Source organism: Pseudocitrobacter cyperus, from assembly GCF_039889165.1.
GTDB lineage: Bacteria > Pseudomonadota > Gammaproteobacteria > Enterobacterales > Enterobacteriaceae > Pseudocitrobacter > Pseudocitrobacter cyperus.
In genome coordinates, this window is sequence record NZ_JAYMYY010000004.1 from 383,350 (window position 1) to 399,056 (window position 15,707).

At 51.3% G+C, this 15,707-nt stretch carries 11 protein-coding genes and 2 tRNA genes; 6 read left to right on the forward strand and 7 right to left on the reverse strand.

The genetic code is table 11. From position 1 onward, the window contains the following. Positions 1–103: 103 nt before the first annotated feature. Positions 104–1,414 (reverse strand): shikimate transporter, encoded by a 1,311-nt coding sequence (shiA, locus tag VSR74_RS15665; protein WP_347795568.1) that lies wholly within the window; start codon positions 1,412–1,414, stop codon positions 104–106. 211 nt (positions 1,415–1,625) lie between these two features. Between shiA and VSR74_RS15670 the strand changes: the two genes are divergently transcribed. Continuing rightward, positions 1,626–2,678, forward strand: a complete 1,053-nt coding sequence (locus VSR74_RS15670) for a glycosyltransferase family 9 protein (protein WP_347795569.1) — start codon at positions 1,626–1,628, stop codon at positions 2,676–2,678. A gap of 50 nt (positions 2,679–2,728) precedes the next feature. On the opposite strand, the gene VSR74_RS15675 is transcribed toward VSR74_RS15670, so the two are convergent. Further along, positions 2,729–2,804 (reverse strand) — tRNA-Asn (locus tag VSR74_RS15675). A gap of 100 nt (positions 2,805–2,904) precedes the next feature. Then, the gene (gene mtfA / locus VSR74_RS15680) at positions 2,905–3,702 is read right to left on the reverse strand and encodes a DgsA anti-repressor MtfA (protein ID WP_347795570.1); all 798 of its coding nucleotides are present in this window, start codon (positions 3,700–3,702) and stop codon (positions 2,905–2,907) included. A 90-nt stretch (positions 3,703–3,792) separates the two neighbouring features. Between mtfA and VSR74_RS15685 the strand changes: the two genes are divergently transcribed. The 3 genes from VSR74_RS15685 (at position 3,793) to VSR74_RS15695 (ending at position 6,307) form a co-directional block, all read left to right on the forward strand. Then, positions 3,793–3,882 (forward strand) — tRNA-Ser (locus VSR74_RS15685). Between the two features lie 425 nt (positions 3,883–4,307). Further along, entirely contained in the window at positions 4,308–4,550 is a 243-nt protein-coding gene (locus tag VSR74_RS15690; RefSeq protein ID WP_347795571.1) for a hypothetical protein, read from the forward strand. 173 nt (positions 4,551–4,723) lie between these two features. Beyond that, the gene (locus VSR74_RS15695; protein WP_347795572.1) at positions 4,724–6,307 is read left to right on the forward strand and encodes an MFS transporter; all 1,584 of its coding nucleotides are present in this window, start codon (positions 4,724–4,726) and stop codon (positions 6,305–6,307) included. Positions 6,308–6,334: 27 nt separating this feature from the next. Here the strand turns inward: VSR74_RS15695 and VSR74_RS15700 are convergent, their stop codons facing one another. Both VSR74_RS15700 and VSR74_RS15705 read right to left on the reverse strand, forming a co-directional pair. Next, positions 6,335–6,853 carry an SRPBCC family protein gene (locus tag VSR74_RS15700; protein WP_347795573.1) on the reverse strand — a complete coding sequence of 173 codons (519 nt, stop codon included), beginning with the start codon at positions 6,851–6,853 and terminating at the stop codon, positions 6,335–6,337. 150 nt (positions 6,854–7,003) lie between these two features. After that, complete coding sequence (locus VSR74_RS15705; RefSeq protein WP_347795574.1) at positions 7,004–7,912, reverse strand: LysR family transcriptional regulator; 909 nt, start codon at positions 7,910–7,912, stop codon at positions 7,004–7,006. Between the two features lie 348 nt (positions 7,913–8,260). Here VSR74_RS15705 and VSR74_RS15710 point away from each other — a divergent pair, with 348 nt between their 5' ends. Continuing rightward, a complete protein-coding gene (locus VSR74_RS15710) occupies positions 8,261–8,983 on the forward strand; it encodes a YnfC family lipoprotein (protein WP_347795575.1) in 723 nt (240 codons plus the stop codon). Between the two features lie 85 nt (positions 8,984–9,068). Here VSR74_RS15710 and fumA read toward each other — a convergent pair whose 3' ends face one another. Then, positions 9,069–10,718: a class I fumarate hydratase FumA gene (fumA, locus tag VSR74_RS15715; RefSeq protein WP_347795576.1), complete on the reverse strand. Its 1,650-nt coding sequence runs from the start codon at positions 10,716–10,718 to the stop codon at positions 9,069–9,071. 54 nt (positions 10,719–10,772) lie between these two features. Further along, positions 10,773–12,281, reverse strand: coding sequence for an anion permease (locus VSR74_RS15720; RefSeq protein ID WP_347795577.1), 1,509 nt, complete (start codon positions 12,279–12,281; stop codon positions 10,773–10,775). A gap of 631 nt (positions 12,282–12,912) precedes the next feature. Between VSR74_RS15720 and VSR74_RS15725 the strand changes: the two genes are divergently transcribed. Continuing rightward, the gene (locus VSR74_RS15725) at positions 12,913–15,693 is read left to right on the forward strand and encodes a flavocytochrome c (protein WP_347795622.1); all 2,781 of its coding nucleotides are present in this window, start codon (positions 12,913–12,915) and stop codon (positions 15,691–15,693) included. Positions 15,694–15,707 lie beyond the last annotated feature (14 nt).

The window sequence follows — 15,707 nt, forward strand, 5'->3', positions numbered from 1 at the left end:
TGTGTCAGGTCTGCGGCGTTCATCGATAGTATGTCAGCCCCGGATGAAACAAAAGCGTCAGACGACGCCTTTGTTACAACTGGTTAACCTTTAAGCATGAGGGTCAGGGATGCGGTTTATTTTTCATCAGCAACGCGGTCATGGCGGAAATAAGACAGCCTACCAGCAGATAAATTGCCACACTGTGCCAGTCGCCGCCGGAGAAGGTGACCAGCGCCGCTGCGATAAACGGGGTAAATCCGCCACCGACTACGCTTGCAACCTGATACCCCACCCCCGCGCCGCTATAGCGGTAGCCTGCGCCAAACATGCCGGTAAACATGGGTTGCTGAACGCAAACGACCATGTCATGGGCGATATTCGCCAGCATGATAGAGAAGAATACGATCCAGAAAATCGATTGTGCTTCCAGTGCCATAAAGAACGGGAAGGCGCAGAGGGTGCCGGTTAGCGCACCGGTAATGTACACACGGCGACGACCAAAGCGGTCAGCAAGCCAGGCGAAGCAGGGGATAGTCAGACAGCTTATCCCGCCCACCAGCAAACCGATATTGAGAAACAGCTCGCGGGGGAGGCCGAGGTTCTGCGTTGAGTAGTTGAGTGCGAAGGCGGTGACAATATACATGGTCAGCAGTTCGCACAGGCGCAGGCCAATAATTTTTACAAAAGCGCCTGGGTGTTGGGTTAATGCTTCTATTACCGGAAGTCTCTTTTTGACTGATGGTGTCTGCTGCTGTTCAAATTCTGCAGACTCTTCCATCCCGTTGCGAACCCACAGCGCGCCAAGCACCAGTACAACGCTAAAGAGGAATGGAATGCGCCAGCCCCAGCTCAGAAACTGCTCATCGGTGGTCATCATACTGATAAGTGAAACCAGCCCGGTGGAGAGCAGTAAACCTACGCCATACCCCACCTGGACACCACTGCTGTAAAAGGCTTTTTTATCCTCTGGCGCGCTTTCTACGGAGAGTAAGGCCGCGCCACCCCATTCACCCCCCACGGCAAATCCCTGAACGGCGCGCAGCGTGACCAGTAGCACCGGGGCCCACCAGCCTGCTGAAGCAAAAGAAGGGAGCATGCCGATCAGCGCCGTGGCACCGCCCATCAACCATACTGTGAGCATCAGCATACGTTTACGGCCAAGGCGATCGCCAAAGTGACCGAAAATTACCCCACCCAGCGGGCGGAAAAGGAAGCCGACGCCAAACGTGGCGAATGCGGCCAGTGTGCCCATCGCCGGGCTGACCTGGGGGAAAAATTCCCGATTGAAAACCAGCGCGGCAGTGATGCCATAAAGCAAAAAATCATACCAGTCGACGACGGCACCGGCGAAACTGCCCAGCGCTGCGCGTCGCGCGCGGTTAAGTGAAGGCGTTGTCTCCTGAGGACGCGTGGAGGTGAGGGTGGAGTCCATAGTTATCCTGTCTGTGCTGTTTTTTCTTATAATGTAAATTAAATTGTACACATTGCGCCGGTTCATAACTGGCACTTATGAGACTACCTCGGCAGGCCTGAAGAGTGAATGGTTTTATGTGCTGAATTTTAGTGTAACGATTATTTTACGATTTATGCCAGGATCTGTTAGACTGCACACTATTTTAATCTACAGGGAGGTGTAGTTAAAAATGTTATTAATTAATCTTCTCAGGAATATTATTTTTAATTTTTATGATTACAAAGAAAAACCCATCGACAGTGGGAATGTAAAATTTGTCGTTATTCATATTCCCGATCAGATAGGCGATGCGATGGCAATTTTTCCGCTTATTCGCTCTCTGGAAAAACAGCAGATAAAACATCTTCTTATTGTGGCATCGGTAATGAATAAACCGGTGTTTGAATCACTTAAATTAAGTCATACACAATTGACGGTAGTCAGCATGACGATGCAAGACTATGCCAGTCTCAAAGAGATAAAAAATGTCGCAAAAGCAATAAAAGATCAGCACGGTACGCCGGATCTCTGTATTGAAGCCATGCGCAAGAAAAACCTGAAAACGATGCTTTTTGTTCGTACTCTGCGAGCAACAACCAATTTTCAGGTCGTTGGGTTATCGCAAAAATGTTACTCCCCAGTCTGTAAGATGGCCTCCAGGATGGATCAGACGCTGCGCGCGCCCGTACCCATGACCTGGGCACTATTAATGAGGGAGGCGGGCTTTCCAGCCGTTATCGCAAAATATGAATTTCCCCTAAGCGAAGACGTTCTTGAGGAAGTGCGTCGCGAGACGACCTTGTGGGGGGATTATATTGCGCTTAATCTGGAAGGGAGTGTGCAGGCACGGACATTTTCTTTTACCGTTGCACAAAAGATCATTATGACGATTAAAAAAGCAACTGATATGCCAGTCATTATTGTTCACGGGCCGAAAGGCGCTGACTGTGCAGTTAAATTAACCGAATCATACGATGATGTTTATCACCTCTCTTTAGCACCTTCATTAATGCGATCGGCAAGCGTCATTAAAGATGCTTTTCTGACTATCACTCCTGATACATCCATCCTGCACATGGCTAGTGCATACAATACTCCTGCAATTGCCATTTATGCTGACTATAAAACGCGCTGGCCAGCGATGCAGGAGATTTCAGAGACGCTTGTTGTCGGCAGGGATATTGATCATATCGATCTGGTTGAATTTGAAGAAATGGTACGGCGTATTCTGGCGAGGATATAATGCAGAAAGCAAAAAGCCTGCTTAGTTTCCTGAGCAGGCTTTTCTGAATTTGGCTCCTCTGACTGGACTCGAACCAGTGACATACGGATTAACAGTCCGCCGTTCTACCGACTGAACTACAGAGGAATCGTGTGAACGGGGCGAATACTACTGGCCCCGAATATTTGTGTCAACAGTAAAATTAACTAACTGATTCAATTGCATGATTTTAGTGCGACTTGCTGTTTTAGTGAACTACCGGCGGGATCTCCTCGTCTTCGCCATTATCACGTAAACGAGCCAGTGGATCCTGACGGTAGAACCGGCAGAAACGTTGCCACAGGGCAGGGAATCGCGGCGCAAAAAGTTCGGGGGCGCTGAAAAAATATTCAGAGAGTACAGCGAAGCATTCTGCGGGGTCAGTTGCCGCATAAGCATCAATGCTGGCGGCGCTTTCTCCGACCAGGTCTATCTCATCCTGTATGTTATCCATGGCGGCATGGAGATCGTGTTCCCACCCCGCAACTTCACGTAGGGGAATCAGAGGGATACCGCTGGCACGATCGCCATTGCGTGAGTCCAGTTTGTGTGCCACTTCATGGATAATCAGATTAAAACCTGATGTATCGAAGGAGTCCTGAATATCCAGCCAGTTGAGAATGATGGGGCCCTGCTGCCAGCTCTGTCCGGACTGTACCACGCGTTGGTTATGCACCAGGCCAATGTCGTCCTCCCACTCATCATCCACCACGAATGGAGCAGGGTAGATTAGCACTTCATGGAAGCCATCGAGCCACTCCAGCCCAAGTTCGAGGATCGGAAGGCAAAATAGCAGGGCAATACGCGCCTCGGTAACGGGCTCGATCACCAATCCCTGAAGTGGCACCAGACGTTTTTGCTGCAAAAAACGATCGGCGAGCGGCTGTAGCCTGGCTTGCTCATCGGTGCTGAGATTGGCCAAAAGCGGGACGGAGAACGCTTGTTCCCAGGGGATGTCGGTTTTATCAGCAGAGTCGTCTGCCTTCCAGGGCCATTTAATCATCATTTTGCTCGCAAACTCGTCACTTGAACGCAATTGAAGGGACTGGGTCTGTTAAAATGCCAAATAACCTGGCATCATGGCAACCATCATAACGGAGAGATGCCGGAGCGGCTGAACGGACCGGTCTCGAAAACCGGAGTAGGGGCAACTCTACCGGGGGTTCAAATCCCCCTCTCTCCGCCACTATTCAAGCACTTACCCCTTTTATTTTCAGTGACCCAACTCGCATTGAGATAATCTGAGAATATCCTCAAAAAATCACAGCGTCTGGTTTACCCTTAACGCCTTCAAGCCGGTACAGACTTTTGAGTGAGCGGCGCCTGTAGGTTAAGCGGACCAGGATGCAGACACTGATACGACATTTTGATTTTTCCTATTCAGGGTACAAAACGATGAAATAATCGCAGAGATGCATTAGTTCTCGGCTAAATTATATCTTCTGATTTTAAATACCTTATTTCATCGTATAGATATTTCAGCAAAATTAAAAACAGGTAAGTATCCACTGTTATTGTGATGCTATTTGACGCAGCGGTTAAAAAAAAGGCTATGCTTAAAAAGCCGACTCTGTGTGTCGGGTGGAGAAAACAAACAATAAAGGAGCTTATATGTTTGAGTTTTGTCCAAAGTCTATGAAAACTAACGTAGATTTTATCGCCTTTACCGTTGCGAAAATGGAGTATGAACAACGTGGCCTGTGCGCACGTGCTGTAGTGGGTAATATGCCGTTAGATATGTCTGAACACTTCCAGCAGCGTCTGCATTTTTACCGTGATCGGATTGAGGGTGCTGTCTCACCAGCTACCGATCGCAATTCTGCCTCAAACAATGATGTAATTGATTATCGCTGATCGCCGTTTCTGCCCCGGTAAAACTGTCGGGGCTTTTTTAATAAGGATATTGGGTGTTAATCGCTTCTTTCGGCTAACTTTAATCCCGGGAACATTGACTGAGGGTTAACGATGGCTGAACAGAAAAAAGAAATGTTGTTGTTGCGTCATAGCGGGACGTGGGGGGAGCAATCATGACAACCGCCACATCCAGCGGTTTTGGCCCTCTGCGCCAGACGGTTTTTGCCGTACTTTGGGTGGCCACGATTATCGGTAATATTGGTTCATTCGCGCGAGATATTGCCAGTTCCTGGCTGGTGACCGACCTCTCTTCATCGCCATTTGCGGTTGCTATGGTTCAGGCGGCGGCGACGTTACCGGTATTTCTGCTCGCAATTCCCGCAGGCGTGCTTTCCGATATTCTCGATCGGCGTAAATTTCTGATTGGCATTCAATTCCTGATGGCGAGCGTGAGCATCTCTTTGCTATTGCTTTCTGCTACAGGTCTGCAAACCATTCTTTCGCTGGTGATGCTGACATTTGTCGGCGGGATTGGTGCGGCACTGATGGGGCCGACCTGGCAGGCTATCGTCCCCGAACTGGTGAAAAAACAGGATTTGCGCGACGCCGTCGCACTGAACTCTCTGGGCATTAATATTGCCAGGGCGATTGGCCCCGCGTTAGGCGGTATCGTGCTGGCGACCTATGGTACTTCGGTCACTTACGGCGTGGATGTGATCAGCTACCTTTTCGTGATTGCCGCACTGCTATGGTGGAAACGAACAAAAACCGAGAGTGATGAGCTGGCGGAAAAGTTTCTCGGTGCCTTCCGCGCCGGGCTGCGTTTTACGATGGCCAGCCGCGAACTGCATGTCGTATTGATCCGTACCTTCCTGTTTTTTGCCTTTTGTAGTTCTGTCTGGGCGCTTCTGCCGCTGGTTGCTCGTCGGGTTCTGGGTGGGGATGCCGGATTTTACGGCATTCTGCTGGGCGCGGTGGGGGTTGGTGCGATTCTGGGGGCTTTTCTGCTGCCGACTCTGCGACAAAAATGCAGCGCTGACGGTCTGCTGCTGCTTGCGTCGGTCATTACCGCTGCGGTCATGGCGCTGTTGTCGATTGCCCCGCCGCAGTGGCTGGCTGTGGTGGCGCTGGTCGTGTTGGGATGCGGCTGGATTATCGCGCTGACGACCTTTAATGGCGTAGCGCAATCTATTCTACCTAACTGGGTTCGCGGGCGGTCGCTGGCGGTCTATCTGACCGTTTTTAATGGCGCAATGACGGCGGGAAGCCTGGCCTGGGGCGCGCTGGCGCAGTCGGCTGGCGTGCAGCAGACACTTTTTATCGGGGCTATAGGGATTATCGTTATTGGCGCGGTGAGCTATCGTCTGCGCTTGCCGACGGGGGAGTCTGACCTGATGCCTTCAAACCACTGGCCTGAGCCGCTGACGTCGGGAGACGTTGAGCACGATCGCGGGCCGGTGCTGGTGCAGATTGAATATGAAATCGACCCACAGCAGCGTCAGGATTTTCTGCGTATCATCCACGCATTTTCCCATGAACGACGCCGTGATGGGGCATACCGTTGGGGGATCACCGAGGACTCATCCAATCCGCGAATACTACTGGAGTGGTTTATGGTTGAGTCCTGGGCGGAACATTTACGTCAACACCAGCGAGTATCTAAATCTGATGCCGATATACAAGCTGAACTGCTGAAATATCATGTGGGCGATGAACCTCCCGTTGTCCGGCATTTCATCACCGTGCCAAAGCGCTGAATGGCAGGCCTGATGGGGGATCCCTCATCAGGCTTTTTTTGCCTTCAGCGCTGCGTCAACCAGCCCATCAAGCCACTCCTGGTGGCCGTTCAGCATCGGGTTAGGGCGGGTTGCCGCGAGGGCTTTCGCAGGCTGACCATTCTGAGTTTCCTGGGTCAGGATGCGTACGCGGTTGCCAGGAAGATCTTCCAGTAACCAGGCGTGGTGCACGTCCAGGCGGTCTGCGCTGTTTACCTCTCCAGACCAACCGTGCCAGGCGACACGCGCGGCCTGGCCATTTGCCGGGGGAAGATATTCAACCACCTGAGACTCTACCGGGAAGCCGAAGGTGCTGAAGTAAAAGCGAACGCCGTTTTCCAGTTCAGGGCCTTTATTATCGTAGAAACGAATGTCTGCTGAGTTTTTGTAGTAATCAGGCCACAAAAAAGGTTGATTCAGAAATGGCCAAACATCTTTTACGCTCAAATTGGCAACAATCATCTCGTTAGAAACGAAGTTATCGGTATAGCCCGGTACAAAACCTTCCGGCCAGTTAATTGCATTCATCGTGTTTCTCCTGAATATAGTGTCGATGTCGCCGGCAGTGGAGGCTGAGTTGTGTCACTAAACGCTGTTCCGGCGGTATGAAGCTATTATCGGCAGAACCACATATAAGACAAATTAGTAATCACGATGAAGCACATAAGATAACTTATATCACAGCGATCCCGGCTGGCTGACCTCCGCACACAATGCGCGTATCCACTGATGCGCCGGGTCGCGATGGTTACGCTCGTGCCAGGCCATGCTTTTGGTAAAACCGGGTACTGCCAGCGGTGGGGGGACAATAGTCAAATTGTCGTGCTGGCAGGCGAGACGACGGGGAACAACGGCTATCATGTCTGTCGTGCGTAATATTTCCGGTAACACTAGGAAGCTGTTAACAGACATTCCGACATGCCGCTTCCTTCCGAGTTTCGCCAGCGCTTCATCCGTGACTCCCCAGAACCCTCCCCCGGAGGAGACGAGGATATGTTCCTGTTCGCAGAAGGTATCCAGCGTCATTGAGCCGGAAAGCAGGATGGGATGACTATCGCGCATCATACAGACATACTCTTCCTCGTAGAGTGCTCGTCCGTGAAGGTCTTCGGGTGTGCTCTCTGGAGTCACCAGCGCCAGGTCGATTTCACCCCGTTCCAGCAGGGATAAGAGTCGCGTGTTATCGAGCGGATGAACGGCGACACGGATACCCGGCGCACGTTTTTTGAGTGCGCTCATCAGAGGAACGATGACGGCTTTTAGAGCGTAATCGGTAGCCATGATGGAACAGGTCATCCTGGCGCTCAGCGGGTCAAAATCTACGGGCTGCAGCAGAACAGAGATATCAGTCAAAATCTGTTTTACCGGCGCAGCCAGTTCGCAGGCGCGCGCGGTGGGCACCATCCCGCGCTGGGCGCGCACGAACAGCGGGTCGTCGAAATAGTCGCGCAGGCGGGTAAGCATCCCGCTGACGGCTGGCTGGGTCAGGGAAAGCCGCTGTGCCGCCCGGGTGACGCTCCCTTCATCAAGCAGGGCATCGAGCGCTTTGAGCAGATTGAGATCCAGAGATCTGATATCATTTTTCATAATGGAAATGTCACTGAGAGATAAGAAACGTTATGGCATGCTAGCGGCTGTGCAATCCGCTGTCTATTCCATTAGCCCCGACGTTCACTTGTACATCAAAGAAAATAGCCAATGCGTTTCCCGGATATTTATTTTGCTGCGACAGATTAATACCATGATGCAACTATTAACACCGATATGGAATAATAATTTCCTGAGTACGTGTATTGCATTAATTCTACGAGTCTAATGTTTAATTTATTATTGATGAGATTATTCATTGTCAAAATATACGTTAAGTATATTGAGCGTGGGAGAGGGATGTGGCTTACTATAAGAAAGCAGCAATAGATTATAACGGAGGGGATCATGATTTTGATAAAGAGGGATTTATTGTTCGGATTTTTCGTGGTATCGACCTCTGTATTAGCGAGTAATTCATATGTTCCTGTTTTATATAATTTTTCGCTTTTATATGGATTTATGCCTGTTGCTGGTGCGGTCAAGAATTTAAACGTCGTCATTGAAAATGATAAAGGCAAAATGGTGTATGAGCTTGAGGCATCCCTTAACGAAAGTGGCTGTATCGATAGTATGCAATTTAATGATGTAAGAAAAAAATCAGAGCTCATTCTCAAACGTGATGGTCGTTCACTAAAAGGAGTGAAGGACTGGTCAATCATTGTAATTACTCTGGATGAAAAATGTAATATTGTGTCAAAAACGGAGAATGGTGGCTTTGAGGAATATAATACCGGGGAAAACGGGTTATTGACGGCAACACGGTTTATGGGAAATAAAGTCTCAGAATATGCTTATGATGCAAGCGGGCGGATGACGATGACCAAATTCTTCTCATCGCGTGGTGTAACGGCAACGAATGTTGTCACCTACAGTGACCCGGAACATAAACCACTGGATTATAAACTGATTAATAGATCGCAGTACTCCGAGAACTACACCAGCGAAAGCCTCTGCAAGTACGATAAACAGGGTACGCCCAGTTCCTGTGATGTCACCATCACCTATGACGATCACCCTGCAAGAAAGCCGCTCAGGCTGAAGGTGATGACGAAAGCGACTTTTTATTGATAGCCGGGGAAATGGCCTGATGGCATCGCGCGCATCAGGCCGCCATCACGCACAAACACCGCTATGCGTGATGGTGATGGGGCAGTTAGCGCTGCGAGCAGCCCGCACACTGTTTGTTCTGGATCTGCTGGAAGAAATCATTTCCTTTGTCATCCACCAGGATAAACGCCGGGAAGTTTTCCACTTCAATTTTCCAGATAGCTTCCATTCCCAGTTCAGGGTAGGCCACACATTCCAGGCTTTTAATGCTGTCCTGTGCGAGGATTGCCGCCGGGCCACCGATACTGCCAAGGTAGAAGCCACCGTGCTGATGACAAGCGTCGGTCACTTGCTGACTGCGGTTGCCTTTCGCCAGCATCACCATGCTTGCACCATGAGACTGTAACAGGTCAACGTAGCTGTCCATACGGCCCGCGGTGGTTGGGCCAAGAGAACCAGAAGCGTAACCTTCCGGGGTTTTTGCCGGGCCGGCGTAGTAGATCGGGTGATCTTTTACGTACTGTGGCAGCTCTTCTCCGTTGTCAATCAGCTCTTTCAGTTTGGCATGCGCAATGTCGCGGGCAACGATAATCGTCCCGTTGAGCGACAGGCGCGTCGATACCGGATGAGCGGAAAGCTGAGCGAGGATCTCTTTCATCGGCTGATTCAGATTGATGGCGATCGCATCGCCTTCACCCTGCTGACGTAGCGCCTCTGGAATGTACTGAGCCGGATTATGCTCCATCTTCTCGATCCAGATACCGTCGCGGTTAATCTTCGCTTTGATGTTACGGTCTGCTGAGCAGGAAACACCCATGCCAACCGGGCAGGATGCACCGTGACGCGGCAGGCGGATCACGCGGATGTCGTGGGCGAAGTATTTGCCGCCGAATTGTGCGCCCAGACCCAGATTCTGTGCTTCTTTCAGCAGTTCCTGCTCAAGTTTTACATCGCGGAATGCCTGGCCATGCTCATTACCTTCAGTCGGCAGGCCGTCATAATAGCGGGTTGACGCCAGTTTAACTGTTTTCAGCGTACTTTCGGCTGACGTGCCGCCGATAACAAAGGCGATATGGTACGGAGGGCAGGCCGCGGTACCCAGGGTACGCATTTTCTCAACCAGATAGTTTTTCAGTTTTGCCGGGGTGATCAGCGCTTTGGTTTCCTGGTAGAGATAGGTTTTGTTCGCTGAACCGCCGCCCTTCGCGACGCAGAGGAATTTGTACTCGTCGCCATCAACGCTGTAGAGATCAATCTGCGCAGGTAAGTTGGTTTTGGTGTTCACCTCGGTGTACATATCCAGCGGCGCATTCTGTGAGTAGCGCAGGTTATCTTCGGTGTAGGTGTTGTAAACACCGCGCGCCAGCGCAGCTTCATCGCCGCCGCCAGTCCAGACGCGCTGGCCTTTTTTACCCATGATGATGGCGGTACCCGTATCCTGACAGGTAGGCAGTACGCCTTTGGCGGCGATTTCTGAGTTACGCAGGAATTGCAGGGCAACGTATTTGTCGTTTTCGCTGGCTTCCGGGTCGCTCAGGATCGCGGCAACCTGTTTCTGGTGAGAAGGGCGCAACATGAAAGAGGCGTCATGGAAAGCTTGCTGCGCCAGCAGAGTTAGCGCTTCAGGTTCTACTTTGAGGATTTCCTGACCTTCAAATTCGGCAACAGAAACATGCTCGCGGCTCAGCAGATAGTATTCCGTATCATCTTTGCTAAGAGGGAAGGGGTTCTGGTAAACAAAGGGTTTATTCGACATAGCTATTGCTCCATAAAATAAAACCGCCGGAGGTTAACGTCCGGCGGTTGAGAATCAGAACATCATGGACATCCACGGGTAACCAATCAGCAGCAGGGCTGCCAGGAATATGGCACCGAAGATGGTGCCCAGCCGCCAGTAGTCTTTGGTCGGCAGGTAGCCACTTCCGTAGTAAATCGGACTTGGGCCAGTACCGTAAGGGGTGATGATCCCCATGATACCCAGTGAAGTCACCATCAGCAGAACAAATACTTCCATATTCATGCCTGGGATGGTGGCGGCGATAGTCAGCATTGCCGGCAGCAGCGCCGTCGTGTGCGCGGTGGTGCTGGCAAACAGATAGTGCAACAGATAGAACGCCAGCAGCAGCACGATAGTGGCGACGCCTGGGGAGATACCACTCATCAGCAGGCCACCTTCTTTACCCAACCAGCTAATGAAGCCGGTAGAGGAGAGGCCATCTGCCAGCGCAACCAGGGTGGCGAACCAGACAAAGGTATTCCACGCGGCTTTGTTACCGGTGATATCGTTCCACTCAAGTACGCCAGTCCACAGCATCAGGCCGACGATCAACAGTGCGGCCATCGCCGGTTCAATCCACGCGGCGGCGAAGATCCACATCATCAGCGCACAGCATACGAAGACCAGCAGCAGAATTTCGTTGCGCGACAGTTTGCCCAGTTTTTCCAGTTCACGGCTCGCCCACAGCGGCACTTCGTCGTTTACTTTCACTTCTGGCGGATAGAACCAGTAAGCCAGCAGCGGCATGGTCAGAATCAGCAGGATACCCAGCGGCAGGAAGGCGATAAACCAGGTGCCCCAGGAGATGGTGATGCCGAGGATGCTTTTTACCAGCGCCAGCGCCAGCAGGTTCGGTGCCAGAGCAGAGAGGAACATGGAGCTGGTGATACAGGCTGCGGTAATCGCCACCCACATCAGATAAGAACCAATTTTACGCGCGCTGGGATCGTTCGGTTTAGAACCATACAGTGGCGGAAGGTTGGCGATAATAGGGTAGATAGTCCCACCGCTACGTGCGGTGTTGGACGGCGTAAACGGCGCCAGCAGCAGGTCGGCAAAGGTGATGGCATAACCGAGCGTCAGGCTGCGACGACCAAGGTATTTAACCAGAATCAAAGCCAGACGGCGGCCGAAGCGGGTTTTGTCGTAGCCAGCAGCAAACATGAAAGCGCCGAAAATCAACCAGACGGTTGAGTTACCGAAGCCGCTCACCGCCCATTTAAAGGACGCGCCTGCCAGTTTGAATTTTGGGTCGGCCAGTTGTTCCGGGCTGAAAAGCACCCACTGGCTGCACAGCGCGATGGCAACGACACCGGTCAGGCCAATTACCGCACCCGGCAGGGGCTCGAAAATCAGGCCGACGATCACGCCGACAAAGATTGCGAAGTAGTGCCAGGCATACGGCGGCAGCCCTTCAGGAACCGGCACAAACAGCAACAGCACGGCGACGATAATCGGCAGTGCCATCATCATCAGACGTTTTGTATTTCCGTCTTTTGGCTTGCTCGCCACGGGGGGCGTTACGGCGGTTTTCTCTTTCATAGTTTTGCGTCTTAAGTTGTTAGTAATTCGGTTATGCCAAAAATGACTTTTTGCTTTCTTTAGTTTTTTTACTTTATTTAATTATTAAAGGCAGCATTTGGTATTACTGGCATGAAGATTTAGCGCTATTTTGTCAGCGATAAATCAGGAGTTCTTTATATTTATTTAATGCTCTTTTAAAGAATAAGGCAATTGATCTCGATCAAGAAAACAGGATGGTTATGCGCTTTTTTATTATTTCCGAATAACCCTGTTGGACTATAGGGATATTTGCCGTTTATCCCCGATGGGAGGCGCTTACTTTAAATATAGAGCATAAGGTTAATGTTGTCTAATGCATTGTTTTTATTGAGCTATCAAGATTCCCTTGACGTTGGGTTTGCGCCGTTAAAGGTAACAGAAAAGTAATAATTATTTAAATAATTGTGAATAAAGTATTTTTTATTAATAACACTATGGGGGTACTGGTGTTATTTCGGTGATTCATTAGTTTATTAACTAACGTAATTACTTTTGTAACTAAAAATACCATTATATTAGTAGCATCAATATCGGGAAGAAAAAATAACTCAAATACACACCGATTCAAAATTCGCAGATTTCAATTTTAAAAAGTTTGGAGTTTTATATGATGAGCACAAACCATCGCATACTTGAATCGTTCACCTTACCTAACGGTACTGAAATTAAAAACCGTTTATTTATGGCACCGATGACCACCTGTTCGGGATATTACGACGGTTCGGTCAGCAGTGAGTTGATTGAGTACTATCGCGCCCGTTCCGGCAGCATCGGCACTATCATTGTGGAGTGCTGCTTTGTTGACGATCTCGGTCTCGCCTTCCCGGGCGCGCTGGGTATCGACAACGATGATAAAATCGCCGGGCTGGCGAAAATCGCCGAAGCGATAAAATCACGGGGTTCCAGAGCGCTGCTGCAAATCTATCACGGCGGCCGCATGGTCGAACCGAAGTTGATTGGCGGGCGCACACCGGTGGGCCCGAGTGCCGTTGCGGCTCCGCGTGATGGTGCAGCGACGCCGGTCGCCCTGACCACCGAAGAAGTCTATGGCATGGTGGGGAAATTCGGTGACGCGGTACGCCGTGCCATTCAGGCAGGTTTTGATGGTGTGGAAATCCACGGCGCCAACACCTATCTGATTCAACAATTCTACTCCCCTAACTCTAACCTGCGCGACGACGAGTGGGGCGGCAGTCGCGATAACCGCGCGAAATTCCCGCTGGCGGTGCTGGATATTACCCACAAAATGGCTCGCCAGTACGCGGATGATTCCTTCATCATTGGCTACCGTTTCTCACCAGAAGAGATGGAAATTCCGGGCATCCGTTTCGATGACACCATGTATCTGCTGGAAAAACTGGCTGAACGCGGCGTGGATTATCTGCACTTCTCTGTGGGCGCGACGCTGCGTCCTTCCATCGTTGAGACCAATGACCCAACGCCGTTGATCCAAAAATATGTCGCGATGCGTTCTGAAACCCTGGCACAGGTGCCGGTGATGGGCGTGGGCGGGGTGGTTAACGAGGCCGATGTCGACACGGCGCTGGATAACGGTTATGACCTGGTCGCTGTCGGACGCGCCTGCATTGCCTATCCGGACTGGACTGACCGTATTGCGCGTGGCGAAGCGCCGGAACTGTTCATCGACAGCACTCAACGTGAAGCCCTGTGCATTCCGGAACCCCTGTGGCGCTTCTTCCTGGTTGAAGCCATGATCCGCGACATGAGCATGGGTGAGTCGAAATTTAAAGCGGGCACCTTCGTAGAAACCGTGATGGATGATACCAATGAACTGGTGATCAACGTCAGCCTGGCGACGGATAGCATCGCGGATATCGAACTGGCGAGCGCACCTGACCAGAGCGTTGAATTTACCACCAGCTTTGAAGAAATTCGCACCCGCATTCTTGAGGCCAACACGCCGCACGTCGATGCTATCTCCGGCGCAACCAGCCAGAGTGAAGCGGTGAAAAAAGCGGTGTCCAAAGCGATGCTGAAATCGAGCAAAGCGCGGGTGGCAGAAGAGGGCGGTAACGTCGAAGAAGCGAAAAGCTATGACGTTGTGGTTGTCGGTAGCGGCGGCGCAGGTCTGGCGGCGGCAATTCAGGCACACGACGAAGGTGCGAGCGTGCTGATTGTCGAAAAAATGCCGACCATTGGCGGGAACACCATTAAAGCTTCTGCCGGGATGAACGCTGCGGAAACCCGCTTCCAGCGCGTGAAAGGCATTCAGGACAGCAAAGAGCTGTTCTATCAGGAAACCCTGAAAGGCGGGAAAAACAAAAATAACCCGGAACTGCTGCGTCGCTTTGTGGAAAACGCGCCTGAAGCCATTGAATGGCTGGCGAGCCGCGGCATCATGCTTAATGACATCACTACCACCGGTGGGATGAGCATTGACCGTACCCATCGCCCGCGTGATGGATCGGCTGTCGGCGGCTATCTGATAAGCGGCCTGGTGCGTAACGTTAACAAACGTAATATTGACGTGATGCTCGATACTTCCGTGGTGGATATTGTCATGGAAGAGGGGGAAGTCTCTGCGGTTAACCTGCTGACGGAAGAGAAAGAAACCCTGACCATCGCCACAAAAAGCATTATCGTGGCGACCGGCGGTTTCAGCGCTAACAGTGCGATGGTGGTGAAATATCGCCCTGATCTCGCTGGTTTCGTGACCACCAACCATAAAGGTGCGACCGGCGGCGGTATTGCACTGCTGGAAAAAATCGGCGCAGGCACCGTCGATATGGGTGAGATTCAGATCCACCCGACCGTTGAGCAGAAAACCTCGTATCTGATTTCCGAATCCATCCGCGGCGGTGGGGCGATTCTGGTCAATCAGCAGGGCAGCCGCTTCTTCAACGAAATGGAAACCCGCGACAAAGTGTCGGCGCAAATCATCGCCCTGCCGGAAAAATATGCTTATATCGTATTTGATGAGCATGTTCGGGCGAAAAATAAAGCCGCTGATGAATACATTGGCCGTGGGTTTGTCACCAGCGCCAGTTCACCGCGCGCGCTGGCGGAAAAACTGGGGCTGAATGAAGATGCTTTCCTGGCGACGCTGGAACGCTACAACGGCTTTGTTGAAAAACAGCATGATGATGATTTCGGCCGCACCACCGCGCTGCGCGCACCTATCAATGAAGGGCCGTTCCACGCCATTCAGATTGCGCCGGGCGTACACCACACCATGGGCGGCGTAACTATCAACACCGACACCTGCGTGTTGGATAAAGAGCATAACGCCATCGCCGGAGCATATGCCGCAGGTGAAGTGGTTGGCGGTATCCACGGTGGCAACCGTATCGGCGGTAACGCTGTTGCCGACATCATTATCTTTGGTACACTCGCCGGTCATCAGGCCGCGATGCGCGCAAAACGCAGCTAGCAGTCCTTGATATC